This is a genomic window from Shewanella sp. MBTL60-112-B2 (genome assembly GCF_019655055.1).
In the GTDB taxonomy this organism is placed as follows: Bacteria; Pseudomonadota; Gammaproteobacteria; order Enterobacterales; family Shewanellaceae; genus Shewanella.
The window spans coordinates 17,593-44,024 of the sequence record NZ_BPFA01000042.1; the positions used below are offsets into that span (position 1 = coordinate 17,593).

Here is a 26,432-nt window from a genome sequence, read left to right on the forward strand (position 1 = left end):
GCTGAGCTCTGGGCTCAGCCGTTACTTATCTACCAAACTAAAGTATGTACACACTTCCTCTAAAAATCGCTATTCGCTGACGACTTTTGGAGGAAATCCCCATACAAGCCTTATTAAATAAGTTAGTCCTACCTTGAAGTTATTCGATTTTAATATCTGAACTTGCATTATAAATATCTGTTTTGAAAGGTAAAATATTGTGACAGTTAGGGCAGTTCTGCGATCTAAATCTATCTGAAATAAATATGATGGTATATTTTATCATCAAGAACAGTCTTGTATTGGAAATCTTGAGTGGGAAGCACTGTTGATTTTAAATTGATTCGTAGAAGGTAAAAGGCCCGCGTCTGATGAAGGGCGCGGACCTTTGCAGGGACTGGTTAGATAGGTGCTATTCGTCTGTTTCTTGCTCGTATTGCTCCATGTTCATCTTACGTGCGAGATCTTCGGGCGTGTGATGGCAGAGGCCGCAATCTTTATCTAGGGTCTTTTGGCTAGGCAGCACTGGAGGCAGGTCGTCTCCCTCTTTCCAGCGATGACAATCCATGCAGCTGACTGCATCTAGATGGACTTCGGTATCTATCCATATATGAGCAGGTGTTTGCTTCCACTTTTCATCATGACACTCAGTACAGCTGTCGATAGCAGAAGCATTTGAACTAACGAGTAATAGTAATAAAACTGCAAGCTTTTTCATCTGTTATCGTCCTGTAAGTGGTTGAAAGTTGTCGCTTTAAGTGTTATTTATCAGTGGCCTATCTATGGAGCGTATTCTACCTAGAATTATTGGTATTGTATTTTTAGAGGTGAGTATTTGCAGCGTAAAGCAATATTTTCAGTTTGAAGAAAATACAATTTCAATAATTAAAAATAACCCTAGGTAAATTAAGGAACTGACGATGATAGACGTCGATGTGAAGGCGTTGGTGATTTTTAAGTCTGTTTATGAAACGGGATGCTGTGGGGAGACTTCTCGGCAGTACCGAATCTCTAACTCTAAAGTGACTCGTTATCTTTCAAGTTTAAGGGAGTATTACCAAGATTCGCTATTTATAAGAAAAAAGGAAGGTTTCATTCCAACAGCTAGAGCGAAGGCGATATACCCCAAAATTTGTGAAATCAGCGAGTTGTTATCAGCTATCAGTGTCACAGAAATCTGCTTAACGCCTAAGAAAGAGTGCACTATTGCTGTGCCGCCTACGCTGTCGGTAGGCTTGCCGGAATTTATCGATAGTGATTTAGAAAGCTGTAGCTTGAGTGCTTCTACTCACATCAAGCATGTAAGGCCTCAAACCTGCGAAGAGATGCTGCAAGGTGGGATGTGCTTAGCCGTTATACAAGATGATGATCACAGCACCCAAGAGTCCTTAAAGAGGCACAAGTCGACACTTATGGCCACCCCTATTGGAACGGGGCAGTTTGTGTATATTATTGCTCGGGAGGAGCATCCTGTGTGGTTTAGTGGCTTATCTTTAGTGGATATCGCTCACTACCCCTTTGTGGTAACGGCGATTGAAGGGTTTAACGATATTCGGGATCCACTGGAAGCTTATTGTGAGCAAAACCAACTAGCTTTAGGCTCTGTTTATAAAACCCATAGCCTCGCAGGGCTGATTACAAAGTTGCGCAGTAGTGATGCAATTTCATTTATCGGTACACACTGCGCCGCAGAATTTGTTGGTATGGTTCATGGTCTTAAAGCAGTAAAAATGTGCGAACAGCAATATGAATTACTTCATTCGGTTATTCGTAAGCCAAGTTACTCGCTATTATCGCGATGTGATCACGCATGTAACTGCCCAGAAGGTTTCGTTAGTGGCATCAAAGCCTATATTTTGCAGCAAATTAGCGATTAGCTAAAATAGTAACCTTTGCTTACCTGTGGGTTTAAAGATAATAAATATTTAGCCTAAGAAGATTTATCTTTTTGTTCCATCGCGATATTTCGCATTTGAATGAGCTCACTATGGCGTAAATAAAATAGCTCTGCGGTTCGACGGATAATTTGATCTTCATACTGACATAGATGGCCATCGGCGTAGGCCAGTTGCCACATAGCTAAGATTAGCTGCTGCTTTTGAGCCACATCAAAGTTGTCATTAATAGCTTGAGTGAACTCGTATAAAGAGGTCGATTTTTGCTGTGATGTTTTAGCCTCACTAATCAGGCTTTGCACATCATCGGTGCTTAGACTCAGTGTTGTCGTCAGCAGATCAGGAAGTAACTTAGCTTCTTGCTCTGACATGCTTTCGTCAGCCATGACAACCTCTAGCAATAAACTTGCGGCAGCAAGATTTAAGTGCTCTTGACGTTCTTCGTCTGAAAGAGTGGCTTGCGGGTTACCAAAGAATTGTTTGAGCTTAGCGATCATATTGGCTCCTAAAGCTAAGTGCGGTAATTGATGTCACAGGTGTTTAGAGTTTAATTTCTCAAGAGAGTTCCTTTGTCCGTTAAGCTATCTTAAACATCTGCCAGCAATTACGTCTGATTACTATTTATTTCTAATGCCACTCTTGCATAAATTACATTGAAAACTCATCGATTTAGCGGCCGATGTGAACCTTTGGCTCGCAACTGATATTTAATTTTAGACCAATTAGTCATAGTGTGCAGCTGCTTTTATCCATTGCAACCTTTCATCTTTTTCATTGATCTATAAAGTCTTTCTTACTTGGAAGGATGATTTTATTAACACATTCTGCAGTTTAAAAGCGGTAAAACTTCTGTTCCATTCTTTAATGTCGCAAAACCTTAACTAAGTTTTCAGTCGAAACCATTTGACAGTTAATTAGACTTGTATAAACTAAATGTTGTTTCGAGGCGAAACTAGATTTCATTAATTAAAAGGACTCTACATTATGAATAAGCCCGTTTTTTATCATGCCGGATGTACTATTTGTGTTGAAGCAGAACAGGAAGTTGCTAAAGCACTAAATGCAGAAATTGTTCACTTAGGTGAGCAACCAGAACGTATATCTGAAGCTGAAGCTGCAGGTGTGCAATCAGTCCCGGCTGTATTGCTCAATAATGGTGTGTTCCACATTAACTTTGGCGCTGCGCTAGCAGATCTTAAAGCTTAGTGATTATTGGGCAGTATTTTTACTGCCCTTTTAATATAGAACGGAGGCTCCGATGAATAAGTATCTTGTTGCTGCCATTACACTGGCGTTGAGTTCAAATGTGTTTGCAGATGCCGGCCATCATGGTCATATCCTAAGTCAGTCGAGTGATAAGGTTGCCAGTGAATTTGACCTAACTCATGCCAAAGTAGTTAAAAATGGCACTTCGCTGACTTTTCAGGCTGAGGTGACTGGTAAGCTGGGTCAAAAGAGACCGCAATCGATTGGTAAGTTGGCAGGAGCTGAAGTTTACAGCTATGTTTGGCCTACTAATCTTGACTCTGAAGCTGTGGGCTTTGAAAAAGGTCAGGGTATTTTAGCGCTTGCTGTGACTTCACACCCTGATTTTGATGACACACCAAAGTTTGATGAAAATCTGGATGGTGATAAGGCCAATGATGGCAACGAATGGCATTCTCACTGGGTCGTATTAGCTAAAGATGAAGCTTGTGGCGGCGGCTTGAAAGTGAAAGATATTCCCGAGGGAATGGAGCCAGCATTACCGGTCACTTGGCCTGGTTTACCCATCTATATTGATAGTCCTGGCTACACGCCAGAATTTGTTAAGAATTCAGTATCGGTAGAAGTACCGACTAAAGATATTTCTTTCCAAGAAGACTTCAAATTCGATGCTGTTACTGCTGTATTGAAAGTCAATGCCAGTGTGCATAATCCTTTGCTGTGCGTAACGCAAGTTAACGATATCGCTTCAGGTGATCTTTCGCTGCCCGGTAAAGTGGTCGCTAGAAAATAACAGGTAAATTATGTCTATTCATGTTTTTGATACCTATGCATACACGACTTCAGGCAAACGTATACACTTTGATGTACTCTTGCCTAAACGTGATGCGGAGCTCGCGCTAACTATTGCCAAGCAATGGCTGAATGAAATTGGTGAACAGGGAGCTGAAATTCGTAGTGATGGCTGTTCGTTTTGCCATACAGCACCTTCAGTGCCTGAGTATGATGAAGCCATAAAAAGACAAGGTTATGCCATCTATAAATTAGAAGGTTGCCCGGCATAGTCAGTTAGACAAATTCATTATATTTTTATGATAGCCAAGCATTGCTTGGCTTTTTGTCGCTATTGATTCAATTGGTAAGCATAGTTTGCTGGCTATTGAGCTCTGTCGTTACTCATTAACGGCCTTAATTTGGTGCTCGCGACAAATGAGTTCACCAAACTTCTTAGGGAGAGTTTGTTGGGTGAGCTGGCATAAAAACAAAGTCTGACTTTTTGGCAAATGATAAATGCAGGTCTGGCACAGTCCAAAAGCTGTCGAGCTCGTTTCTATTTGCATATCCGCTAATAAATTCTCTAATTGCAGTTTTAAACTATTATTCTCATTGTCTGTACAGCGCTCTAATGCACTTCTTAAGCTGGTTGGGGGCATAGTTTGTTCGGCAATCGCTTTACCTGATTCTGTTAAGCTTAAATGGAATACGCGTTTATCGTGGCTATCTTTTGTTTTTATCACATAGCCTTTATTCTCAAGCAATGTGATTGATTGAGATGTCGTGCCTTTGGTTGTACCTAGAAAATCTCTCACGGCAGCAGGAGTATCGCTGAACTTATTGCAGCGATTTAAGTAAAAGAGTACTTCCAAATGTACTGGATGCAAGCCATGACTGAGTCCAGCCTGCCTTACCTCATTGCGAAATAGTGTGCTTAAGCGTTCTAATAGGTCGCAAATGTTGCTTGTATTTGTATTTTTCACTGTTTATATCACTTAAGTTTTTATTCGAAACAATATTGAGCAGTATAGCACTGCTGATAAAATGTGAAAATAACTTCGAGTCGAAATGATTGTGGCTATTTATTCGCTTTGAATTAGTTTGCTATAAACGCTCTGGGTAGAGCAACGGCTTATATCGATTGCTATAAGGCAGCTTTAGGGTTTTGAAAGCAAATCTGGGCTAGGAGGCTGTATACTTGTATGTTCTGCTTATTTAGCAGAAATTTTGCGGTTTATTCGTTTAATATTACTTCGAAAAAACCGCAAGAGTATTTAGCTAATTACAAGATCGAGTTAAGACCTTTCATCAGTAGATCAGAGGTTCCTGTACTGCCATTAGTGTCTAGATAGCCCTTAACAATATCAATCATTGGTGCGGCTAATTCTTTAGATATGCCTAACTTTTCAAAAGCATCATAGACCATAGCACCACCTTGTAAAGATTCACCGAAACCACCTGCTTGCGAGAGTAGGCCAGACATACCTGAGTCGCTATCGAGTTCAGGTGCGGCACTTAAGAGGCCATCAATACCTGGGATCGAATTGGCTATAGAGCTAAAGTCATTACTACCTAAAGAGCTTTGCGCTAGCGAGAGTAAGCTGCCTAAGCCACCTTCAGCTTGAGTCTGGCTAAGACCTAATTGAGACATTACCGTGCCAACTAAATCGCTCGATTCAGCCTGCTGAGTTTGCTCATTAGCTGTTGCCGTCGCCTGGCCTAGCTGGTCTAAAATCCCAGCGCTTGCTGGAGTGGTTAATAAAGCAGATATGGTAAGTAGAGTTGCAGTCATTGATTTCATCGAGGCTATCCTTGTGTCGTCTAATCTTTGAATAATTGCTTATTCTAACGTTTTTAACAATTCGATTGCATTTTTTGTTTATCGCTGCGCAGTAATTGGTGATTTCAACTGTGCATTAATTTATAAACTTGGGTATCCTTAGCTTTAACTCGTGTTATTGAATTTTATTTTTTGGAAAGCCCTATGCAATTGTCAGCAATATTGACTCAAGCTTTTAATTTTTTTAGAAACAATATTAGTCAGTTAGCGTTTTTGTTTGTACCAATTCTATTTGTACAGGTTGGTATACAGTTATGGCTAAGTTTAGAAATTAGTGCAGCAGATCTCGAAAACCCGCAATTTGGTACTAGCCACATGGTTGCCATGTTGGTGTTATTACTTGTGTTCTCGTTCTTGATTGCGGCATTAACGCTATTTTTAGAGATCCGCTCTCAGGGTCATAGTCCATCTAATGGAATGATTTTGAAGACCAGTTTGAACTTTGTGCCAGCGCTCTTGTTGGCTGGGGTGTTCTCGGGTCTTGCGGTGCTCGCACCAGTGTTTATTCTGCTCGCCATTAACCCTGCCCTAGGCATTATTGGGTTGGTCGGTAGCATCTACCTGTTTGCGCGTTTAGCCTTTGTAAACTTTATGGTGGTGGTTGAGCGTCTCACACCGATGGAAGCGATTAAGCGCAGCTTTAGTTTTAGTGGTCCTATCGCTTTTAAAACGATAGTGGTGTTATTGCTATATATTCCTCTGTCGCTATTTGGCGGTATATTAGCGCAATTAACTCAGTTAGGTGGCATGCCTGTCCAGCTTATTGGTGAAGTCATCGTGGCCTTTTTCGGTTTATTCGTGAACGTGGCGTTATTCCGTTTATATATGGTGTCACGTCCAACGCCTGAAACTCCGGGCAACCTTGAAAACGAAGAATAATATTCCTGATTAGGAATTTATTCTCTGGTATTGCAGCGACTTACCTTAATATAGCTGCTGCAATATCTAGCCTATTATCTGAAAAGCTTAGGGTTATTCTTGATTAGGGGTAAATGTCTTGTTGAACGATATCGAGTTCGTCAATCTGTTCTCTGCCGAATTAGGTGAGGACTATCGCAAGGCCAAAAGTTATGTAAAAGATGTACCGACTCAAGCATTGCTACATGTGCGTAGTTTTAGTCATAAGCTCACGAGTTTGTTGGGGGAGCCTAAGAAGATCCGTTTCGAAAGCCCTAACCTGTATGACCGTATCGAGCAGCTAAATCAGCATCGACTCATTAGTGTTAAAACCACCCGTGCACTGCACAAGCTTAGAGCCGACGGTAATCGTGGCGCCCATCCTGAAAAGTATCACCTCACTCCCGAGCAGCTACAGCAGTTAAGTGAGCGTTCGATTAAACAGCTTTTAGCTCTGGTTGAGTCGCTGTTTGTTGACGTGACTAAGCAAACCAAACCTGAATATTACTTTGAAGACTTTGACTCGTTAGCTGGCCGAGATCTTTGTTATCGGGCAGTTATGGAGCGCGATCCCGAGTCGCAGTACTTGGTGGGGATGTCATTAAAAACTCGAGCTTTGATGCAGCGAGAGCAAGAGCTCGCACTGCAGGACAGTGGTGATGAGGCGGTTGCAGAGCGCTCAACGGCTTCTTTTAAGCAGGCCAGCTACTGGTTTGCCCAGGCGTCGACGAAAAATTTGAACGCCTTGTTCGAGCATGGGGTCTCTTTGATCCACGGCTACAGCGGAGAGACCGATGTGGTTGCCGGAGAGCTTGCTATTGCTAAGGCAGCTGAAGCAGGTATAGCGAATGCGATGGCGTTATTAGGTTATTTCTATCTGGTAGGCAGTAAGCAGTTTGCAACAGATCTAAACCTGGCGCAGCAATACTTAAGCGAAGCCGCCAAGCTGGAACAATCAGAGGCGATGGCGAATTTAGGCGTGCTTTATTATCAGCAGGCTGATTTGCAAAACGCTTACAAGTATATCCATCGAGCGGCTCAAGCTGGATTCCCTCACGCCCAATATCATCTAGCCTTGATGCTGGCTCGTGGCGAAGGCTGTAAACAAGACAGTATTAAAAGTGCTTATTGGATGGCGGAAGCGGCAGAGCAGGGGCAGGTGGATGCTATGTTCTCCTGCGCGCAGGGAATGCTGCATGACGACAGTGCTATTGGGCAAGACTTGTCTCAAGCTGAAGCTTATCTGCGAGAGGTGATTAAGTATGGCCATAGCGTACCCGCTATGATTGAACTCAGTATCTCACTGGCCGATGGTATCTTGGGGCGTATTGATGTGGTTTCTGCGGCAGCGTTACTCAAAATGGCAAGAGAGCGAGCCAGTCAAACTGAGCTTGATGTGATTTTGCCGCTATGGCATTCATTGGCGCAACAAGTGGATGCCGTTTTAGCGGTTACTAATTCAAAACAAGAGCTTTTATCATTAAACAAAGCGGCAGAGCTGTTATCTGAGGCTGTCACTTAGCGTAAATATGCATTTTTTTTGAAAATAACCATAAAAGCATTTTTAACTAAGAATTAAGTTAGAAATGCTTTTTTTTGTTCGTACTTTTATTCATCATGGCGTTAGGCTTAGGTTTGTCTTTGCTCATTAAGCGCTTTAAATCATAGCTTTTCATAAGTGTATCCCTCCTGATGCTGACTAGTTAGTCATATCCCTCTATCTTGCATCCGTGTTGCATATTGTATACAGTGGGCGAAGATTTAATTTTAACCGCTTTTAAAGGGAGCTCTCTTGCCACAATTTGATACTGAAAAAACTCGTACTTCGACATTATCCGATGAGGCGCAGCAGCAAGCCCTGAATAAATTTGCAGAGCGTTATATCAAACTCGCTTTGGCAGTAGGTCAGCATGATAATTACTATGTCGACGCATACTACGGCCCACAAGATTGGCAGAAAGAAACGTATTGGCAGCCAATCCCCGATTTGTTAAATCAGCATCAGCTTGGCTCAGAGCTATTAGCTAGCATTGGCCAGCAACTGACTGTTGATGAGCTTAGCGAGCGTTACCAATTTTTGAAGACTCAGTGGCACTCCATCGGCGCTTACCTTAACTTTTTGCAAGGTAAACAGTTGAGTTTCGATGAAGAAGCCATTGCTTTATACGATTGCCATCTCAGCCCCTATTCCTTGCTCGAACACCAACAAGTGCTGGCCGAAATAGAATCCCTATTACCGGGAGAGGGTTCGCTCACCGATCGCTACAATGAGTTTAAATCGCAATTTATTGTTCCTAAAGACAAGGCGGCCGAGGTATTTAGCGCTTCGGTGGATATAGCGCGAACCCTCACTAGTAAGCATATGGAGTTACCCGAAAACGAAAGTTTTGAAATTGAATATGTGAACGATAAGGTGTGGACTGCGTATAACTGGTATAAGGGTGACTCGCACAGTTTAATCCAGTTAAATCAAGATCAGCCCCTAGGTATTGAGCGTTACTTGGAGTTAGCCTCACATGAAGGTTACCCAGGGCATCACGTATTTAATGTTTTACAAGAGCAGAAATTGGTGAAGGCTAAACAGTGGCTAGAATATGCCATCTATCCTTTATATAGCCCAATCTCTTATCTGTCTGAGGGCAGCGCTAACTACGCCTTGAGTCTGATCATGTCTGATGAAGAAGTGTTAGCTTTTGAGCGTGATATTTTAATGCCGCTGGCAGGCTTGAACGGTGATCTTGCTCTGTTTCACAAAATATTAAAATTGGTGAAAAAGCTGGGCTACTTTGAGAACTATGTTAGCAAGTGTCTAACCGATAAGCAGGTCGATGCCGAAACGGCAGAAAATATGCTAATCGAGGGGGCACTTTATCCTGAATCTCGCGCCAAACAACGAGTAAAGTTTTACGAACGCAATCGTTCTTACGTGATTAATTATAGCGTGGGTGAAGATGCCGTAGCGGCTTGGGTCGAAGCGAAAGCAGACACAAAAGCACAAAAATGGACGCGCTTCGAAAGTCTGTTATCTAGACCTCTAAACGCGTCGGATATGGTTATTTAGCTTAACTAGCCTATCTTAGCTATTAAACTAAATAGGCTCGTTAGGATTGTGTTCGAATGTACGGCCTTTGTGTGTAGCAGAGGTCGGTGCTTCTTTGTAAATCGACTCCTGAAACTCTTCGCTGTATTGAAACTCCTTGTTCGCTTGCTGTTTTTGAAAGCGAGCAAGTTGACGTTTAAGGTATACCCGTCCAAATAGGCTCAAGGCCACAAAAGTAATGGCACCAAACAGGAGTAGAAATGGCAGCGCGACTAAGGCTAATGTCATAAACGCGATTCCGATAACGAATGCTAACCACCCGCGAGTACCTGAAAATCGGTTCTGCATCGGATTGTTCTGAAATTGGCTATAAATCATATGTTCTCCAAAATATCTTAATGTTAGCTTACACGAAGAAGATGAATGAAGACTGAATGGCTTAGTCTTTTGTTCGTGATGCTTAAGGCTAACTGTTGAATATTATACTGCCGTCTATTTGAACCAAGATCACGTTAATAAAGGTTAATCTAATTTACAAGCTTAGTGCTATCACTATTTAAAAATGCCTTGGCGACACTTTCGCAAATGATCTCTTTAACCCATCTATGCCCTGGATCTTCAGCACTTCGCTCATGCCAGAGCAGTACGTAGGCCAGCGGAATAAACTCAATTGGTAGTGGCAACTCCACTAAGGGATAGAGTTTCTTCGCATGTTGGGCAAAGCTCGCTGGTAGAGTAAAAATCAAATCGCTATGGGCGCAAACACTCGCAGCGCCATAGAAATCGGGCACGATAGTGCTCAGGCGGCGATGATGGCCTAAATCGGCAAGATGATAGTCTAGTGCCCACCAGTCATTTCCTTCACAACGCACCTGCACATGTGACATCTCTAAATAGACGGTCAGATCCCAATGACCCGCAGCTACAGCAGAAAGAATGGGGTGATCTTGGCGAACTAAACATAGCTGATGATCGGTAAACAGGGTTTGATGAGCGACACCTTCGGGCAGTCTATCCACTTGGAAGGCCGATTGCGGGTGGAGTTCGCGACCAGCAATTCCAAAGTCAATCTGCCCTTGTTGAATCGCCTGCATCGAATTCTCGCTCCAAACAAAGCTATCGAGTTTAAGGTTGGGGGCGCGATTGAGTAATGTGCCGATAAAGTAAGGCAGCAGGGTTTCGTAGGCGCTTTCCACCATAGCAAACGAAAACTGTCGCGTACTGTTATGGGGCGTAAAGCTTGGCGGCAGTGTCAGTTGATACAAGCTTTGAAGGCTCTGGGGCAGGATTTTGCCTAAATGTACTGCGTGGGCTGTTGGCTTAAGTCCATGAGCTGTACGCAGGAAAAGCGGATCTCCAAGAGTATCCCTTAAGCGATTTAAACTTTTACTCAGAGCCGACTGGCTGAGGTGTAAGCGGTTGGCGGCACGGGTGACGCTCTGCTCCTCTAATAGCACTTGCAAGATAACCAATAGGTTTAAATCGATACGTGCGAGATTTTCAAGTTTCAAAGATATTCCTCAATGGAAATTCATAATGGAAATAATATCATTTCTGTTCATACCTTAGTTTGATTACTATAGCGCTGTTTTCCTAATTTTGAGAAAGATCATGCGTCGTAGTTTGTTACCCATTTTGTTGCCAATGGTGATTTTAAGTCCTTTGGCTATCGATATTTACCTGCCCTCTATGCCTGTAATGGCGGCTGAGTTTGCTGTGTCTGCTAGCGAGATCCAGTCAACGCTAGTGCTGTTCCTATTTGCTATGGGTACAGGCCAGTTATTAATTGGCCCACTGGCTGATCGCTATGGTCGTCGACCGGTTGCCATAGGTGGCATCATTTTTTATATGATTAGCAGTGTATTAGCGGCTATTGCGGTGGAGTTTCATTGGCTTCAAATCGCCAGGGTGATGCAAGGTTTAGCGGCATGTTCGACCTCTATTGTGGTGTTCAGTGCGGTGCGGGACTGTTTTTCTCCTAAAGAAGGTGCACGCTATTACAGCTATTTAAATGGCATGATCTGTATCATTCCGGCATTAGCACCGACATTAGGCGGCATGCTGGCGTTGCAGTTTGGCTGGCGATCAAATTTCATCTTTATGGCTTTGTACGGCCTAGTTATTCTGGCCATAGTCAGCCTACGTTTACCTGAAACTCGTCCACAAAATACTATTAGCGATGGTCCGCTGTATCGTTGGGCGCGCTATAAGCCGGTTATTACCGAACCACACTTCCTATTTTATGCCATCGCTTGTATGGCTGGTATGGCTGCGATTCTAAGTTACGTGTCTTACGCGCCAGTTTGGTTGATTGGCCACCTAGGAGTCTCTGAGTTAACGTTTAGTGGCTTATTTGGTTTAAATGCAGTGGTGAATATTATTGCTTGTTTTGCTGCGCCACTAGTGATCAAAAAGTTAGGTAATCGTCCTACGGTGATTATCGCATTAGCGCTAATGCTAGTGTCTGCCGTGACTCAAGTATTAGTGCAGCTCGTTGGCCCACAAGCAGGCATGATGGCGGCGTATAGCTACATGTTGCCTATGATGTTGCTATGTATTGGTTTTGCACTGTTACTTGGCCCTGCAACCAGTATGGCGTTATCAGCCTTTGGCGAAAGAGCGGGTACTGCAACGGCAATGCTTGGATTTATTCAGATGAGTGGTGCCTCACTGCTAACAGCATTAGTGCAGCAAACAACTCTAACTGCCCCTTATGCAGTTGCAACCTTGATGGGCGTAGGCGCTGTTGCGCTTCTGGCCATGATGGCGATGCCTAAGTTTGACCATTGGCATCAAGAACAACACGCTTATTAGGCTTGATTGCCGAGAGGTCAGTTGAAGATAGTAACAGTTAACTTTGTTTCACCCTGAAACGCTTTAGCCTGCACAGACTAACCATCTATGCAGGCTTTTTTTAATGAGTTTCAGTGGATCTCAATGTCATGTTATTTGTATCAACAGTCAGCTACAATTTGCAGGCTACTTTAAACAATTACCCCGAGGTCTCGTGTCCCGTCCAACTTGTCCAAACTGCCACTATCCACAAAACGCCTGTCTATGTGCCAGTATTGAAACCATGCAGGTCAAACCTGAGCTGATAATTTTGCAAGATCCAAGCGAAGTTGGGCATGCGAAGAATAGTGTGCGTTTGTTAGAGCTGGTTATTGCAAATACTCAAGTGGTGGTGGGGGAAACTGCCGATGATTTTGCAGGCTTACGCGAGCAATTAGCCCAGTCTAACAAGCCTGTTTACTTAGTGTATCCGTCAGATATTAGCGTGTCGGCCAACGAGAGAGAGCTTGAGCAAGAAGTGATACTGCTTTTCTTGGATGGTACTTGGCGTAAAGCCTATAAATTGCTGCAGCTTAACCCTTGGCTACAGGCTTACCCAGCCTTGCATCTTGACCTTGATTGCGCTTCAAATTACACCATACGTAAGGCCAGCCGTAGTGATAGTCTGTCTACATTAGAAGCTGCAGCCATGATGTTAAAAGCCATAGATAACCAGCAAGATGTTGCCCCGTTAACTAAGGCATTAAATGCGATGGTAGAACAAAGGTTAGCTTCTATGCCTGCCGATGTGCGGGCTAGATATCGATAACAAGATACTAAGTAAAACCTAAACAAACGCTGATATTTTCAGGTTGGATACAGATGTGAGTTTTTGTGATTTAAATCGTTTATTCCTTGATAAAACACCGTAGATATCACGCTAATGTTTCAATTAATCAGGTCTAATAACCCCATCATCTTATGATGATAATCAGGGGCTACGTCGGCAACAGCTTTTGCAGGGGGCGACACTGAATAACTTATTCAGAGTGCTGGCGTAGCTACCTTCCTCATTGAGTTTACATTATCGGCCGGCGGTGAATCGTAGAGCGGCTCGAGTATCTTGTGAGTGAAGAGCTCAGCCGATGCAGGTGTATTGAAGAAGTGTCCCTGTCCCATGCCTTTTCCTAGATTTAACAACATATCCCTTTGGGCTCGAGTTTCTACCCCTTCAACTACAAAATTTATCTCTAAGGTTTGCGCAAGCTGCATAATGGCTTTGCAAAGTTTACGACCTTGCTCACTATCTAGGCGTTGAGCAAAGTTGGCATCAATTTTTAGGCAGTCGATCGGCAGGCTGCTGAGCCTACTAAAGGAGGATAATCCAGCGCCAAAGTCGTCAATCGAGATGCTAATAGCCATCTCTTTTAACTGAGCTAAGACTTTTGTCATCAATTTCGGTCTGCGTATAAATGCACTCTCGGTGATCTCAATAATCAATGCATTAGTGGGAAACCGAGTGCGTGTCAGTAACTCTTTAAGCATGTGAATAAAATCTGGGTGTTCTAGCTGTGATCTTGAGATATTAACGCTGATCTTAAGTGTTGGATCATAGTCTTGCTGCCATTTCAGCATTTGAATGCAAGCTTGCTCTAACGCCCAAAGGCCAACGTTGACCATCAGGCCGGCCTCTTCTAGTAGAGGAATAAAATTATGAGCTTCAACAACCTCGCCATTACTCTGGTTCCAGCGTAACAGAGCCTCAATGGCCACCGTGTGATGAGACTCTAAATCGACAATGCTCTGATAAACTAAACTGAACTGCCCCAGACTTTGAGCGTGGCGTAAGTCATTTAAAGTATGTAGCTTTTTCTCGGCAGCCTCGCGGATGATCGCATTATAAAAGCGGATATGTTTCGGGCTTTTTTTAGCCGAATACATAGCGGTATCAGCCATACTTAATAATTGGTTCGGATCGTCACTTTGCTGTGGGAATAACGAGATCCCGATACTGGTGCCGAGATAGAATTTCTGACCATTAATTTCGAACGGTGCCTCAAAGAGTGACAATATCTGCTCAGAAAATGCTTCAATCTCTCGCCTGCTCTGGCACTGAGGCAAGATTAAGGTAAATTCATCACCACCGAGGCGAGCAATTTCCGCATTTTCAATGCAACAAGCTTCTAAGCGAGCGGCAACGAGTTGCAAGACTTTATCTCCAGTCGAATGGCCGAAGCTGTCGTTAATATTTTTAAAACCGTTAAGATCCAAAAACATCAAGGCGCCGAGTAAGTCGGGAGATTGCTTGATATTGTTGATCGCTTTTCTGAGTAGTTGGATCAGATGAAAACGATTAGGCAGCCCGGTTAGCTTGTCGTACTTAGCTTGTTGAGTCAGCTTATCTTCAAGTGCTTTCTTCTCACTAATATCGCTAAATAGATTTACGTAAAAGACGGTGTTATCGGCGTAAATCCGTCGGCAGCTTTGCCATGCTGGGAAGGTTGAGCCATCAGAGCGGCATTTCCAAACTTCTCCTTGCCAGCTGCCCTTGCCCTTGAGTGGGCTATCAATAGTTTGGCTTTGATGCGGTAACTCTAAATTGATTTCGCTAGGAGTCTTGGCAATCAAATGCTCGGCGCTATAGCCACAGATGCGGCACATGGCCTTATTGACCGCCAAAATCTTATTGTGTTCATCAGTGATATAAACGGCTTCGGCGCTGTCTTCAAGGGTTATCGACATCAGCTCTTTGGGAAGGGTTTCAAAGCCGTTACTGCTACATACCCTACTGCGCTTGCGTCTATCTAAAGGCTTGAAGGACACTAGCATCACGTTATTTTCATCGAGTTGTGCAGGGTACAGCGTTAACACGGTAGGCAGTTCTTTACCTTGCTGACTCATATGCAACCAACTCAATGAGACAACTTCACCTTTGGCGGCCTTTTTTATCATTTGCTGGCCATACTCGACACTGCTTTTTCCTGAAGACTGCAGCCTAGGAGAGAAGTCAAAGGGAGTGGCATGAATAAAGTTTTGCTCTTGGCTTTCAAAATAACTGAGCGCCGCAGGGGTGGCGGCAAGAAAGTGATGCCCTTGTAATATTGCCAGAGCTGTCGATTCAGCTTCATTTTGCCAAAGCAAGAATTGCTCGGATAGCGCCGGATCTGCAGAAGATACACGCGGGTACAATTCAGACCAGGTTGACAAACTCATACACTCTTCCCTTTTGGCATGACATTTTTAGAGGCAAATTACTGATAATTACAACAATAAAGTTAAATTTTGATACAGCCAGTCGCTTTTGCGTCAAAAGTACCTTTATTTGACGCTTTGTACAATTAAGATGTAATAAATTTGAATCTAGAGAACATTTATATTAAATAATTTCACAAAACTTAAGAAATACACTTGAAGTCGCCCTAAAAAATTGATGGAAGGCATATAAGTTAAGTGGCTGAACTTAAGTGTGTTTATTGTGATTTAACTCTGCTGTTCTTTTGGGCTGAATAAAAGGCGGTGCCAATGTGATGAATTGGTTAGAATGGACGGCCGAGATGAGGAAATTATGACAAGGAATTATAGTGGCTATTAAAGGTATCGTATCGTTAGCGCAAGTGTTGGCACTAACCACCATTATGTCGATAAGCTTAGGATTAGCGGCTGAGGAAAATGAAAAGGTTCGTGCCGATTCATTATCTGTGCAAGCGGAGAAAATTAAACAAGAAGTCGAACAAGATCAGCTGCAAAAGGCACGAGATGCCGCCAAGCAAAGAGCAGAACGAGAGAAGAAAGTGCTCGAAAGACAAGAGTTCGGCGATTGGGAGAGCGAGCAAAGAGAAAAGGCACAGAAGCAATTTAATAAGCGAGAGTCTCGAGAAGAGAAGTATTTACGTGAAGCTAGAGAAGCGGCAAGCAAAGATCGCCAAATCCCTAAACCTTTTGAATAGTTTAAATAAGTAGAGTTAGGAATATCCTTTGAGTATCTGTCCCCTGTGTCAGCAGCCGAGTTTACAGGCTTTTTATCAAGATAAATTTAGAGAGTATCAGCGCTGTAGCCATTGCGACTTGGTGTCTGTTCCTGCGGCGCTGCACCTGAACGCAGCCGACGAAAAAGCCATATATGATCAACATCAAAATGATTCAGAAGATCTCGGCTATCGCAGATTCCTCTCGCGGGCACTCGACCCGATCCTCGAACGGGTTCCTCAAGGCGCCCAAGGGTTAGATTTTGGTTGCGGTCCAGGCCCTACGATTAGTGTGATGGCGGCAGAAAAAGGCATTAAAGTAGATAATTACGATCTTTATTATTGCAACGATCCTCAAAAGCTTCAGCAGCAATATGATTTCGTCACTATCACTGAGGTGATTGAGCATGTCGCGGATGCAAAATCTTTATTAGCAACATTAGACAGCCTATTAAAGCCGAGCGGCCTACTAGTGATAATGACTAAGCGTGCCGGTGATCTCGAGGCTTTCAGTCGATGGCATTACAAAGGCGATCCGACACATATTTGTTTCTATTCAACAGCGACGTTTGAGTGGATTGCGGAGCAATATAATTGGACGTTAGAAGTGCTGGGCAATGATGTGGTGCTGTTTACTAAGGCATAGTGTTATCTTGGTCTCTAGTCTTAAAGTGATCCGGCTTCACCTCTCTTGCTTGCTGTAAGGGGGGCGATAAATACCAACAAAGGAATGATCGACATGAGAATAACAAATTGGCTATTTAGCTATTCGGCATGGGCCTGTTTAAGTGTGATGTTGTTGAGCCCTGTACAGGCTGCGACTCAAGATGCTATCAGCTTTTCAACTAAAGAAGATGCCGCCAAGGTGCTGACTCAAGAAGATGACTTCGTTCGCGGCATTAGCCAATTCGATATGGCTTCGCGTATGAAGCGCGAAGATAGTCCGAGTAAAGTCGATTATCTAGCCTTTATCGCGAGCCAAACTTTAGACTGGAGCCAGCAAGATCGTGATGCGGTAACCCAAGCATTTAAGCAACTCCAACCTAAGCTTACGGCATTAAAAGTTACGTTGCCACAACCGATTCAATTTATCAAAACCACAGGTTTAGAAGAGGGAGGTGCCGCCTACACCCGTGGACAGGCAATTATTTTGCAGCAGAAGCAGATTGATAATCAGCAAAGGCTCCCAGGCCTAATCGCCCACGAGCTACTGCATGTTTTTTCTCGCTTCAACCCGGAAGTGAAGCAGCAGCTCTATCACGCGATAGGCTTTTATCCCGTTGGTGAAATCCCTTTTCCTACTTCACTCACTCAGCAGAAAATCACTAACCCAGATGCACCGATAAACGACTTTGCCATTAGAGTGATGCATGACGGAAAAATGGTTTGGGCGGTCCCCATTCTATATTCCGAAGAGCAAGGTTACAGTCTTGAGAAAGGCGGCGAGTTTTTCGATTATCTGGAGTTTATGTTTGTGATCGTCGGTAGCGATGAGCGACCTAATATTGCAGCCTACGATCCTGATAATGCACAAATCGTCAAGGTATCTGAGTTTAAAGGCTTCTTTAAGCAGATTGGTCGCAATACCAATTACATCATTCATCCGGAAGAGATTATCGCCGAGAACTTTTCATTATTGATGACGGGCGAAGTCGAGCTTAAATCGCCGCAATTGCTACATAAGGTTGAGCAGGTATTTTTGGATCAGTAAATGATGTAAATCGTTAAGCTGCCTACTCGATTGACTCGGTGGGCAGCCCTTCTTGATACAAAGTCATAATTAACCGCTATTGGTTCAGATGTTGCAAAATGATCTTCTGCAGTAGCTTTTCAGTCTCTTTGGCTTCGGTGTTGAGCGCAAAACCATATTGGGCCAGCCTAGTTACAGGATCGAGCTCCTGTTGGTTCTTGATGGTGATAGAGATGGACTCTTGCTCGCCGTCGAACTCCAGCTTGAGACAATACTGACTATCGATATTAAAATTAATCTTGGTCTCACTAACAAAGGCGCCGCCTTTAATCGAAATATCCTTTAGATAACCTGAGGTGATGAGCTCACTGGAATCTATAGCGGTAAGGCAGGCTTTAATATTGATTGGAACTCTTGAGTGCTGCCTTAAAGAAACCGTTTGTAATTCTTTTGGATAGCTAACAATAAGCCAGCGTCCTGCGGCTGACGTGATTTGATGAATCTTACTTCTAAAGGCCAAGATAGTGGCATCTTGCTCATCGCTATTCACCACCCGAATCACCACACTCTGTCTTTCCCTGAGATAGGCACTTGCGGCTTGCCAAGCTTTGTCATTCCCTTGGGCCAAAATGACCGAACGTCCTGGATCTACGCCGATTAAACGGCTACGTAGGCGAATGGTTTGCGTCGGCGTGAGTAACTGCAAATGCACATCTGTGTTGCAGTTGAGAGTATCTAATGTGTTGAAATCCTTTTCTGATGACATATAACAGCCTAACCATCGATGAAATAGAGTTTGAAACTAGCATAAACGCCCCGCTGAAAAAACCAAATCAGCTTTGCGTAGCTTTAGGTTTACCTTGAGTTACAAATATTTGCCGCAGTAAATTTGATTTTCATCACAATTTGCTTTTTGATGGATGCTGATTTCTAGCGACAAATCGCTATGGATAAGAATATTTCTCGAAGAAAACCGAATTTTCGTTATGTTCTGACTATAAAAATCAGCATATAACTAGAGTGCTTATACTGAGTGGCATTTAACAAGGAGCGGATAATGAAGCGCTATACCAAGGCACTGTTATTGTCTATTGGCCTGCTATTAGCAGCGCCAATGGCACAAGCGACGCAGGCCAAAGATATTCAAAGTTTCACTTTGGATAACGGCATGAAAATAATGGTATTGGAAGACAGTTCCATACCCAACGCCAATATGTACCTTTTCTGGAAGGTTGGCTCACGTAACGAAGTACCGGGTATAACCGGGATCTCTCACTTCTTCGAGCATATGATGTTTAACGGCTCGAAAAAATATGGCCCTAAGATGTTCGACCGCACCATGGAAGCGGCTGGTGGAGCAAACAATGCCTACACCACAGAAAACCTCACCGTCTACACTGACTGGTTCCCAGCAAATGCACTAGAGACCATTTTTGATCTTGAAGCCGACCGTATCGAAAACCTCGATATTAACGAGCAGATGGTGGAAAGTGAGCGTGGGGTCGTGGCCTCTGAGCGATTAACCGGGCTAGAGAACTCTAACTGGCGCGTGTTGCAAGAAGAGCTTAAAGGCGCAGCCTTTAGAGCCCACCCTTATAGCTGGTCGGTTATCGGTCATGAATCCGATATTGCCGCCTGGACGTTAGAAGACCTAACTCAATATCACAAGACCTACTACGCGCCTAACAATGCCGTTGTAGTCATTGCTGGTGATGTGAAACTGGCTGAAGTGAAAAAACTAGCCGATAAGTACTTTGCGCCAATTCCTGCTCAAGCACCGCCGAGAGAGGTGAAAACGGTTGAGCCACTACAAAAAGGTGAGCGCCGTGTTTTTGTGCAAAAAGCTTCGGTTAGCACGCCGAATGTGATGCTGGGCTACCATATCCCTGCCACCTCAAATGCCGACTATTATGCGTTGGATCTATTGTCATCAATCTTGACCACAGGCAATAGCTCGCGCATGTATCAAGGCTTGGTCGACAAGCAAGTCGCCATCGAAGTCGATACCTATATGCCGATGTCATTTGATCCGAACCTGTTTTACGTGATGGGTGTGGCTAATCCCGGAGTGACCGCGCCAGAGCTGGAAGATGCGATGATCAGCCAGATCAATCGTGTTGCCCGTGACGGTGTGACGCCTGAGGAGCTTGAAAAGGTGAAAAATATCAAGCTAATGGGCTTTTATCGTGCCATGGAAACCATTAATGGCAAGGCCAATACCATAGGCACTTATGAGCTATTTTTTGGTAGTTACGACAAGCTATTCAATGCACCAGAAGCCTACAACAAGGTGACGCCAGAAGACATTCAGCGCGTGGCGCAAACTTACCTAAAACGTGCAAACCGCACCGTTGCCGTACTGGCTGCAACCGAGGAGGCTGACCAATGAAGAATGTTAACCCTAGCGTAAGCGCCTCGGCCACTTTGCTGCAACCTAAGAAGTTACTTACGGCGATAGCCATTGCTAGTTCGCTGACATTGGCGGGCTGCGCGGCAACGCAGACCTCAAAGGCCGTCGATACTGGCAGTTTTAGTGTGCCCGCTTACCAGCAAGTTACCCTGTCAAACGGCTTAACTGTGTATATGATGCCTCAGCGTGAAGTGCCGCTAATCACAGTCGACGCCATTGTTCGCGCTGGCGCGGTCAACGACACCACCTCAGGTGTGGCCGATATGACCGCCGCAGGCTTGATGCTCGGCGCTGGTGGTAAGAGTAAGCTTGAGATAGAGCAAGAGGTCGATTTCTTAGGCGCAAATCTAAGTAGCGGCGCCGGTAAAGAGGGTAGCTATATCAGTGCTAACTTTATGGCGAAAGATGCCGACAAAATGCTGCCATTGATTAAGGATATTCTGGTTTCGCCAGATTTTGATGCTAGCGAATTTGATAAGTTGCGCCAGCGAGAAATCGCTGGTCTGTCTCAGGCTAAAGAGAGCCCGCGAGCGGTGATTAGTCGTTACTTCGACAAGCTGATTTTTAGCGAGCACCCATACGGTAATGCCACATCGGGTAACAGTGATTCGCTAGCCCAACTGAACATTACGCAGCTACGCGCCTTCCATAAGAGCTACTACCAGCCATCAAATACTGCCATTAGCGTAGTCGGTGATTTTGAGCCGGCACAGATGCAGGCCAAGCTAGAGAAACTATTCTCAAATTGGCAAGATTCAGAACCAGTTACCTTAGTCGACCTTACAAAAGGTTTGCCTAAGTTAGATGAAGCCGACGTCTTGCTAGTGGATAAGCCTGATGCGATTGAAACTACGTTTTTAATAGGTGGCATGGGGATTAGTCGAGATAACCCTGATTTTGTTGGCCTTACGGTAGTGAATACCATTTTAGGCGGCCGCTTTACCTCATGGCTCAATGATGAGTTACGGGTTAACGCGGGTCTGACTTACGGTGCTCGCTCAGGCTTTAGCGCTTATTCGGCGTCAGGTACCTTTAAGATCAGCACCTTCACTAAGACGGCGACCACCAAGGAAACCATAGATCTAGCATTGAAGACCTATGCAAGACTGTGGGAGCAGGGCTTAGATCAAGCCACCTTAGATTCGGCTAAAGCCTATGTAAAGGGGCAGTTTCCGCCAAAGTACGAAACCAGTGCGCAACTTGCAGGGCTGATGACAGATATGTACCTGTATGGCTTTGATGATGCCTTTATCAATGAGTTTCAGGCTAAGGTGGATGGCTTAACGCTAGCGGAGTCTAAGCGTTTAATTGACACTTACTTTCCGAAAGAAAACCTACAGTTTGTCATCATAGGTAACGCGGCAAAGATAGCGCCGATTGCTAAAGAACATGGCAAGGTCAAGCAAGTGAATATGACCGATGTGGGCTTTGGTGGATAAACCTGATTAGAGCTGTAAACACTTAAGTGCACACAGCAAGAAGCCGCGATGTTCGCGGCTTCTTTTGTTGGCATTATAGCGTGGCTTTAACCCGTTACATTCCTGCATAATCTAACTGACGCCAAGCTTCGTAACTAATAATGGCCACGGCGTTCGACAGGTTTAAGCTGCGACTAGTCGACATCATAGGAATACGTAAACGCTGATCGGTTGGAATCGAGTCGATGATATCGGCAGGTAGGCCGCGACTTTCAGGGCCAAATAGCAACACATCGTCTTGCTTAAAGGTTAGCTCTGAATGTGGGCGGCTGCCTTTAGTGGTGCAAGCCATAATGCGCTTTCCAGCCATCGCCTCAAGGAAGGCCTCGAAGTTTTTATGGTGGGTCACATTGGCCAAATCGGCATAGTCTAGACCCGCACGGCGCAGTTTCTTATCTTCCAAGTCGAAGCCCAGAGGTTCAATCAAATGCAGGTGGCAGCCATTGTTTGCAATTAAGCGAATGATATTGCCGGTATTTGGGGCTATTTCGGGTTCATAAAGCGCGATATTAAACATGCAGGCCTGCCTAAAAATTGGTGAGCCGAGATTATACGGCAAAAATTCAACCACGGAAAATTCATCTTATTGGTAGGCTTTAACTACAGCCATAGCTACTCGCTAGCTACGGGCAGGTTTAATGGCAGTCTTAAAGACTTTGCAGGATCTGCGATGATGCTCGTGAATATTGGCCTTAGCAATATACCGCAAAGGGATTTGCGTCTATATTCCAGTTTACGACTATATTCCAGTTCACGACTATATCCCTTTTACTCATCTACGGCTCTTTTAGGCAGACTTATGGACCTCGCTAAACTCTCTCGGATCAGCATGAAGCACCTGATCACCCTGCACGTCATGCTCGACACCTTGAGCGTGACTGCCAGTGCTGAGCGTTTGTGCCTAAGTCCATCCTCGGTGAGTAAGACCTTGGGTCAATTGCGGCTCAGCCTCGACGATGAGCTGTTTTATCGTCACGGTAATAAGCTGGTGGCCACGCCGCTCGCTCGCAGGCTCGGCCCAAGCGTGCATCAAATCATCAGTGATATGAATCAATTGGTAACCCAAGAGGCGTTTAACCCTGCAGATTACGAAGGGAGTTTCTCACTGGCTATGCGTGAGAGTTCCTTCGAGTTATTGGCTGCGAAGTTCATCGCCCATGTGTTGACGCTCGCGCCCAATATTCGTTTAGACATTTATGCTAAAGACAGCGTGGGTTTTGAAGGACTAGTTAAAGGCAACTTGGACTTTATCTTATTACCCCACGATAGAAGTCAGCCACCTATTTCGCAGCAAGAATTGGTGTGGGAGACCTTGCTCACCGACGAAATGGTGTGCTTGATGAACCCTGAACACCCGCTTGCACAGCAACCGCAGTTCTCTATTGATGATTACCTGAATTTCAGCCATATCAGCATTAGCGATACTGACCTCAATACGCCATATTTTGAGATGCAGCTAGCCCAGCAATCGCGTAATCGCGCAGTACCCATTTCGGTGGCCGATTTTGGCAGCGCAGCGTTACTGTGTCATCACAGTGAACTGCTATTTACCTGCTCACGGCGTTGGGCTGAAAACGCGCTGCAAGCACAAGGCTTGGTGACTAAAGCAATGCCGCTAGATTATGGTGAGGTGGCCTATAGTTTGGTGTGGCATAAGCAGAGTATGAATGATCCTGCTTTGCGATGGTTGTACCAACAGTTGCTGGAGTTTACTGCGATGGAATACAAGTAAGCTAGGGAGGCTGTTGGTATAAGATCAATAGCAGCGTTGTAAGTGAAAAAACAGGCATAGCTACAATTAGACTAATATTACTAGGCATTTTAGGTGGATGCATTCCTCCAATCGCCTACCTAAGGCAAGCATAATGCGTAGGATCGGTTTATTGAATCTTCCCTTAATGATGAATGTTTCACTCGGCCACTTTGCATAGAAGTGGCTGTCTGCGATAGTTGTCCTTTTTGACACAAGCTTAGCTACAAAACTGTTTTTAAATGATATTTAATTTATTGTGATATTACCTTAATATTATACTTGCACAAAAGCGCATGTGTGCGTACGATCGCTCGCCTTATTACTTGCGAGAGATTGTGATTGTGGATGCGAAATTAAGTATTGCGTTAAACGAGTTTTTTTATGTGGCTCAAGGCTTGGTGATTATTATTGCTATTGTTTCGTTGTTAACAGGCATCATGCGTGAATATATCCCGCAAGATAAACTGCAACAGACATTAACTAGACATGAAAAGTGGGGCTCTTTACTGGGGGCACTGTTTGGTATGTTGACCCCATTTTGTAGTGCAGCGGTAGTGCCTGTAACTATGGGCATGGCCTCAATGGGTGCTTCATTGGGCACTGTGATGAGTTTTATTATTTCAGCGCCTTTATGTAATTTCATTGTATTAGCAATGATTTATGCTGCTTTTGGTTTGAAAATCACCGTGATCTATTTGTTCATCACCTTTACCGCAGCGGTACTGGGTGGTTACTTAATCTCTAAGTCTCCTTGGAAAAATGAGATCAAGCGTGGCGATGAACTAGAAGGTACTAAAGGTAAAGGCTGTAGCGGCAATAAAGCCAATACCTGTGGCGGTGCGCCAACCTCAACTTCAAGAATGAAAAATGCCATGGCCGGAGCTTGGTCTTTGTTTAAGCGCATTATTCCATACGTGTTACTGGGCGCGGCAATCAGTGGTTTCTCTGCGGCATATTTACCGGCAGACATGGTAGAAAAATACGTTGGTGGCGATAGTTTCGGCTCGATTGTTATCGCCTCTTTGATTGGTATTCCGTTGTACTTGCGCATCGAAATGGCCATTCCACTACTGAAAGTGTTAATTGCAAAAGGCATGGGCTTAGGTGCTGCGTTAGCATTAATTATTGGTGGCACAGGTGCTAGTTTGCCTGAAATCGCGTTAGTATCAGCGGTACTTAAGCGCAAAGCGGTAATCGCTTTTGTGGGTATTATATTAATGACTGCGATAATTGGCGGTGCTATCTTCCAATATGTCGTATAAAGACGTCACGCCACTCAGTTGAGTGGCGTGTTTTGTTAAAAGGTAATTGCATGATCGATGAAAAGTATATTGATGCGCTAAAAGCATTGTCAGAGCCTAATCGCTTGCGCTTGTTTTGGTTATTTTTGCACGTCGATGAGTGTATGGCTGTAGCAGAAGCGATGGATATTATTGGTGACACTCAATATAACGTGTCGCGCAATTTAAAGATGCTGTATCGCGCCGGGTTACTGAACCACGAAAAAAAGGGCAAGTGGGTGTTCTACACCCTAAAAGAGCAAGCCGCTCCTCATTGTCGTGCCTTAGTTGATTCTGTCAGGCAGTTACCGGATGATGAGTTTAAAGACGTCACCCGCCGTTGCCGATTACGCTTATCGTTAAGAGTTGATGGAGAGTGTGTTGTTGGTCCAGATTCAGAGGCATGGTTTAAATTACTAGGTTAACGCCAAAGTTGGTTTTCTAGGTGTCCTGCATAGGTTAACTTAACGTTTTTTTAGCCTCTATTTGTATATGCTAGCGGCTACTATCCGTAGGTACTTCTTACTCTGAAACTAGTTAGGTTATGTTAAGGGCGGACTTAATTAGTTGCGTAAATAACAAGTAAAAAAGCTTGCTGATTTTAGATTTAAATCAGCAGCCATGATGATTGCCATAGTGGATAATTTCTCTTTTAGCGGTTTAAGTTTTAAGCAACAGATTTAACTGTTTAGATGTGCTGGTTTAGTAGGGTTAAAATTCAAAGCTATAAATATTTGACATACGTCACACTTTTTTGCTAGTTTGAACTCAGCGGTTTAGGTCGGAGAGTTCATTGATATAACGAGGACTCAATCGACTGGGAGTTCGACATTAGCTAGCTCCGCTGGCTGAGCCGGATTCGACAGAGCTGAGGCATTGTTATTAGAAGCTTCGACCGAACTACTTTTCAATCCGAGTCTTGCAAATACTATCGGATACCCATTGAGTTACCCACGGGTAACTTTGATAAGCCTAATAAGTTGAGTTTTACGTTAGGCTGTAAAACAAAAAAGCATCCCAAATGGGGTGCTTTTTTTTGCTTTGAGTTTTGGTATTGCCGATGCAATTTAATCAAGTTGCTATAGTTAGACTGCGTCTAACAAGTGCTAGCAATCAAACTTCGTTTGATAATTCTATCAGGCTACGCCTGACTTATGCTTTAGAGCAATAGACAATTAAGCTGCGCTTAATAAACGTCGTGAGATTCCATCCCACACCCGGGCAAAAGGGGGACAACAGCTTCCCCCTCTTGCATCACCCGAGCCGCCCCCGACGAAGTTGTTGATCCTCAGTCATTTTCGAAAATCGCTATCGCCTCAGAATCGCCATATATGGACCCATCCGGTTTGCAAGATATTTAATATCGACTTTGAGAAGAGTTCATTGCACCCATATATTCGGCCTGTTATTGAGGTACTCCTCTGGCCCTGATGGATATTTGCTTCTACTTTCC

Annotated in this window: 26 protein-coding genes; 17 read left to right on the forward strand and 9 right to left on the reverse strand. The window is 44.1% G+C overall.

The window, feature by feature from the left end; translation table 11 throughout:
• Window positions 1–391: 391 nt before the first annotated feature.
• Window positions 392–697, reverse strand: a complete 306-nt coding sequence (locus K5Q73_RS19565; RefSeq protein WP_220765577.1) for a multiheme c-type cytochrome — start codon at window positions 695–697, stop codon at window positions 392–394.
• Window positions 698–899: 202 nt separating this feature from the next.
• Between K5Q73_RS19565 and K5Q73_RS19570 the strand changes: the two genes are divergently transcribed.
• Entirely contained in the window at window positions 900–1,856 is a 957-nt protein-coding gene (locus K5Q73_RS19570) for a LysR family transcriptional regulator (RefSeq protein WP_220765578.1), read from the forward strand.
• 53 nt (window positions 1,857–1,909) lie between these two features.
• Here K5Q73_RS19570 and K5Q73_RS19575 read toward each other — a convergent pair whose 3' ends face one another.
• Window positions 1,910–2,371 (reverse strand): TerB family tellurite resistance protein, encoded by a 462-nt coding sequence (locus K5Q73_RS19575; protein ID WP_220765579.1) that lies wholly within the window; start codon window positions 2,369–2,371, stop codon window positions 1,910–1,912.
• Between the two features lie 487 nt (window positions 2,372–2,858).
• Between K5Q73_RS19575 and K5Q73_RS19580 the strand changes: the two genes are divergently transcribed.
• Genes K5Q73_RS19580 through K5Q73_RS19590 form a run of 3 tightly spaced genes read left to right on the forward strand, consistent with a single transcriptional unit; the run spans window position 2,859 to window position 4,144 of the window.
• On the forward strand, window positions 2,859–3,080 hold the full coding sequence (locus tag K5Q73_RS19580; RefSeq protein WP_220765580.1) for a hypothetical protein: 222 nt from the start codon (window positions 2,859–2,861) through the stop codon (window positions 3,078–3,080).
• 52 nt (window positions 3,081–3,132) lie between these two features.
• Window positions 3,133–3,873 carry a hypothetical protein gene (locus K5Q73_RS19585; protein WP_220765581.1) on the forward strand — a complete coding sequence of 247 codons (741 nt, stop codon included), beginning with the start codon at window positions 3,133–3,135 and terminating at the stop codon, window positions 3,871–3,873.
• Between the two features lie 10 nt (window positions 3,874–3,883).
• The gene (locus K5Q73_RS19590) at window positions 3,884–4,144 is read left to right on the forward strand and encodes a DUF2024 family protein (RefSeq protein ID WP_220765582.1); all 261 of its coding nucleotides are present in this window, start codon (window positions 3,884–3,886) and stop codon (window positions 4,142–4,144) included.
• Window positions 4,145–4,252: 108 nt separating this feature from the next.
• Here the strand turns inward: K5Q73_RS19590 and K5Q73_RS19595 are convergent, their stop codons facing one another.
• Window positions 4,253–4,837 carry a MarR family winged helix-turn-helix transcriptional regulator gene (locus K5Q73_RS19595; RefSeq protein WP_220765583.1) on the reverse strand — a complete coding sequence of 195 codons (585 nt, stop codon included), beginning with the start codon at window positions 4,835–4,837 and terminating at the stop codon, window positions 4,253–4,255.
• A 299-nt stretch (window positions 4,838–5,136) separates the two neighbouring features.
• A complete protein-coding gene (locus K5Q73_RS19600) occupies window positions 5,137–5,655 on the reverse strand; it encodes a DUF2780 domain-containing protein (protein ID WP_220765584.1) in 519 nt (172 codons plus the stop codon).
• Between the two features lie 183 nt (window positions 5,656–5,838).
• Between K5Q73_RS19600 and K5Q73_RS19605 the strand changes: the two genes are divergently transcribed.
• The 3 genes from K5Q73_RS19605 (at window position 5,839) to K5Q73_RS19615 (ending at window position 9,652) form a co-directional block, all read left to right on the forward strand.
• The gene (locus K5Q73_RS19605; RefSeq protein WP_220765585.1) at window positions 5,839–6,573 is read left to right on the forward strand and encodes a hypothetical protein; all 735 of its coding nucleotides are present in this window, start codon (window positions 5,839–5,841) and stop codon (window positions 6,571–6,573) included.
• A 118-nt stretch (window positions 6,574–6,691) separates the two neighbouring features.
• Entirely contained in the window at window positions 6,692–8,113 is a 1,422-nt protein-coding gene (locus tag K5Q73_RS19610) for a DUF4145 domain-containing protein (protein WP_220765586.1), read from the forward strand.
• A 270-nt stretch (window positions 8,114–8,383) separates the two neighbouring features.
• The gene (locus K5Q73_RS19615) at window positions 8,384–9,652 is read left to right on the forward strand and encodes a hypothetical protein (protein WP_220765587.1); all 1,269 of its coding nucleotides are present in this window, start codon (window positions 8,384–8,386) and stop codon (window positions 9,650–9,652) included.
• A gap of 27 nt (window positions 9,653–9,679) precedes the next feature.
• On the opposite strand, the gene K5Q73_RS19620 is transcribed toward K5Q73_RS19615, so the two are convergent.
• Together K5Q73_RS19620 and K5Q73_RS19625 are read right to left on the reverse strand one after the other, a co-directional pair.
• On the reverse strand, window positions 9,680–10,009 hold the full coding sequence (locus K5Q73_RS19620) for a hypothetical protein (RefSeq protein ID WP_220765588.1): 330 nt from the start codon (window positions 10,007–10,009) through the stop codon (window positions 9,680–9,682).
• 149 nt (window positions 10,010–10,158) lie between these two features.
• Window positions 10,159–11,142: a LysR substrate-binding domain-containing protein gene (locus tag K5Q73_RS19625; protein WP_220765589.1), complete on the reverse strand. Its 984-nt coding sequence runs from the start codon at window positions 11,140–11,142 to the stop codon at window positions 10,159–10,161.
• A 100-nt stretch (window positions 11,143–11,242) separates the two neighbouring features.
• Between K5Q73_RS19625 and K5Q73_RS19630 the strand changes: the two genes are divergently transcribed.
• Both K5Q73_RS19630 and K5Q73_RS19635 read left to right on the forward strand, forming a co-directional pair.
• Window positions 11,243–12,445 (forward strand): multidrug effflux MFS transporter, encoded by a 1,203-nt coding sequence (locus K5Q73_RS19630; protein WP_220765590.1) that lies wholly within the window; start codon window positions 11,243–11,245, stop codon window positions 12,443–12,445.
• Window positions 12,446–12,638: 193 nt separating this feature from the next.
• The gene (locus K5Q73_RS19635) at window positions 12,639–13,232 is read left to right on the forward strand and encodes a tRNA-uridine aminocarboxypropyltransferase (protein ID WP_220765602.1); all 594 of its coding nucleotides are present in this window, start codon (window positions 12,639–12,641) and stop codon (window positions 13,230–13,232) included.
• Between the two features lie 215 nt (window positions 13,233–13,447).
• Here K5Q73_RS19635 and K5Q73_RS19640 read toward each other — a convergent pair whose 3' ends face one another.
• A complete protein-coding gene (locus K5Q73_RS19640; protein WP_220765591.1) occupies window positions 13,448–15,616 on the reverse strand; it encodes an EAL domain-containing protein in 2,169 nt (722 codons plus the stop codon).
• A 368-nt stretch (window positions 15,617–15,984) separates the two neighbouring features.
• Between K5Q73_RS19640 and K5Q73_RS19645 the strand changes: the two genes are divergently transcribed.
• The 3 genes from K5Q73_RS19645 (at window position 15,985) to K5Q73_RS19655 (ending at window position 18,079) form a co-directional block, all read left to right on the forward strand.
• Window positions 15,985–16,350 (forward strand): hypothetical protein, encoded by a 366-nt coding sequence (locus tag K5Q73_RS19645; protein WP_374706889.1) that lies wholly within the window; start codon window positions 15,985–15,987, stop codon window positions 16,348–16,350.
• A gap of 28 nt (window positions 16,351–16,378) precedes the next feature.
• Window positions 16,379–17,014 carry a class I SAM-dependent methyltransferase gene (locus K5Q73_RS19650; RefSeq protein WP_220765592.1) on the forward strand — a complete coding sequence of 212 codons (636 nt, stop codon included), beginning with the start codon at window positions 16,379–16,381 and terminating at the stop codon, window positions 17,012–17,014.
• Between the two features lie 93 nt (window positions 17,015–17,107).
• Window positions 17,108–18,079: a hypothetical protein gene (locus K5Q73_RS19655; protein WP_220765593.1), complete on the forward strand. Its 972-nt coding sequence runs from the start codon at window positions 17,108–17,110 to the stop codon at window positions 18,077–18,079.
• 76 nt (window positions 18,080–18,155) lie between these two features.
• Here the strand turns inward: K5Q73_RS19655 and K5Q73_RS19660 are convergent, their stop codons facing one another.
• Window positions 18,156–18,824, reverse strand: coding sequence for a PilZ domain-containing protein (locus tag K5Q73_RS19660; protein WP_220765594.1), 669 nt, complete (start codon window positions 18,822–18,824; stop codon window positions 18,156–18,158).
• A 291-nt stretch (window positions 18,825–19,115) separates the two neighbouring features.
• On the opposite strand from K5Q73_RS19660, the gene K5Q73_RS19665 reads away from it, so the two are divergent.
• Together K5Q73_RS19665 and K5Q73_RS19670 are read left to right on the forward strand one after the other, a co-directional pair.
• Complete coding sequence (locus K5Q73_RS19665; protein ID WP_220765595.1) at window positions 19,116–20,447, forward strand: pitrilysin family protein; 1,332 nt, start codon at window positions 19,116–19,118, stop codon at window positions 20,445–20,447.
• A complete protein-coding gene (locus K5Q73_RS19670; RefSeq protein WP_220765596.1) occupies window positions 20,444–21,907 on the forward strand; it encodes a pitrilysin family protein in 1,464 nt (487 codons plus the stop codon). The genes K5Q73_RS19665 and K5Q73_RS19670 overlap by 4 nt, the downstream gene beginning before the upstream one ends.
• Window positions 21,908–22,001: 94 nt before the next feature.
• Here the strand turns inward: K5Q73_RS19670 and trmL are convergent, their stop codons facing one another.
• Entirely contained in the window at window positions 22,002–22,463 is a 462-nt protein-coding gene (gene trmL, locus K5Q73_RS19675; protein ID WP_220765597.1) for a tRNA (uridine(34)/cytosine(34)/5-carboxymethylaminomethyluridine(34)-2'-O)-methyltransferase TrmL, read from the reverse strand.
• A 282-nt stretch (window positions 22,464–22,745) separates the two neighbouring features.
• On the opposite strand from trmL, the gene K5Q73_RS19680 reads away from it, so the two are divergent.
• The 3 genes from K5Q73_RS19680 (at window position 22,746) to K5Q73_RS19690 (ending at window position 25,404) form a co-directional block, all read left to right on the forward strand.
• Complete coding sequence (locus K5Q73_RS19680) at window positions 22,746–23,678, forward strand: LysR family transcriptional regulator (RefSeq protein ID WP_220765598.1); 933 nt, start codon at window positions 22,746–22,748, stop codon at window positions 23,676–23,678.
• A 362-nt stretch (window positions 23,679–24,040) separates the two neighbouring features.
• A complete protein-coding gene (locus tag K5Q73_RS19685; protein WP_220765599.1) occupies window positions 24,041–24,961 on the forward strand; it encodes a permease in 921 nt (306 codons plus the stop codon).
• Between the two features lie 50 nt (window positions 24,962–25,011).
• Window positions 25,012–25,404 (forward strand): metalloregulator ArsR/SmtB family transcription factor, encoded by a 393-nt coding sequence (locus K5Q73_RS19690; protein ID WP_220765600.1) that lies wholly within the window; start codon window positions 25,012–25,014, stop codon window positions 25,402–25,404.
• Window positions 25,405–26,432 lie beyond the last annotated feature (1,028 nt).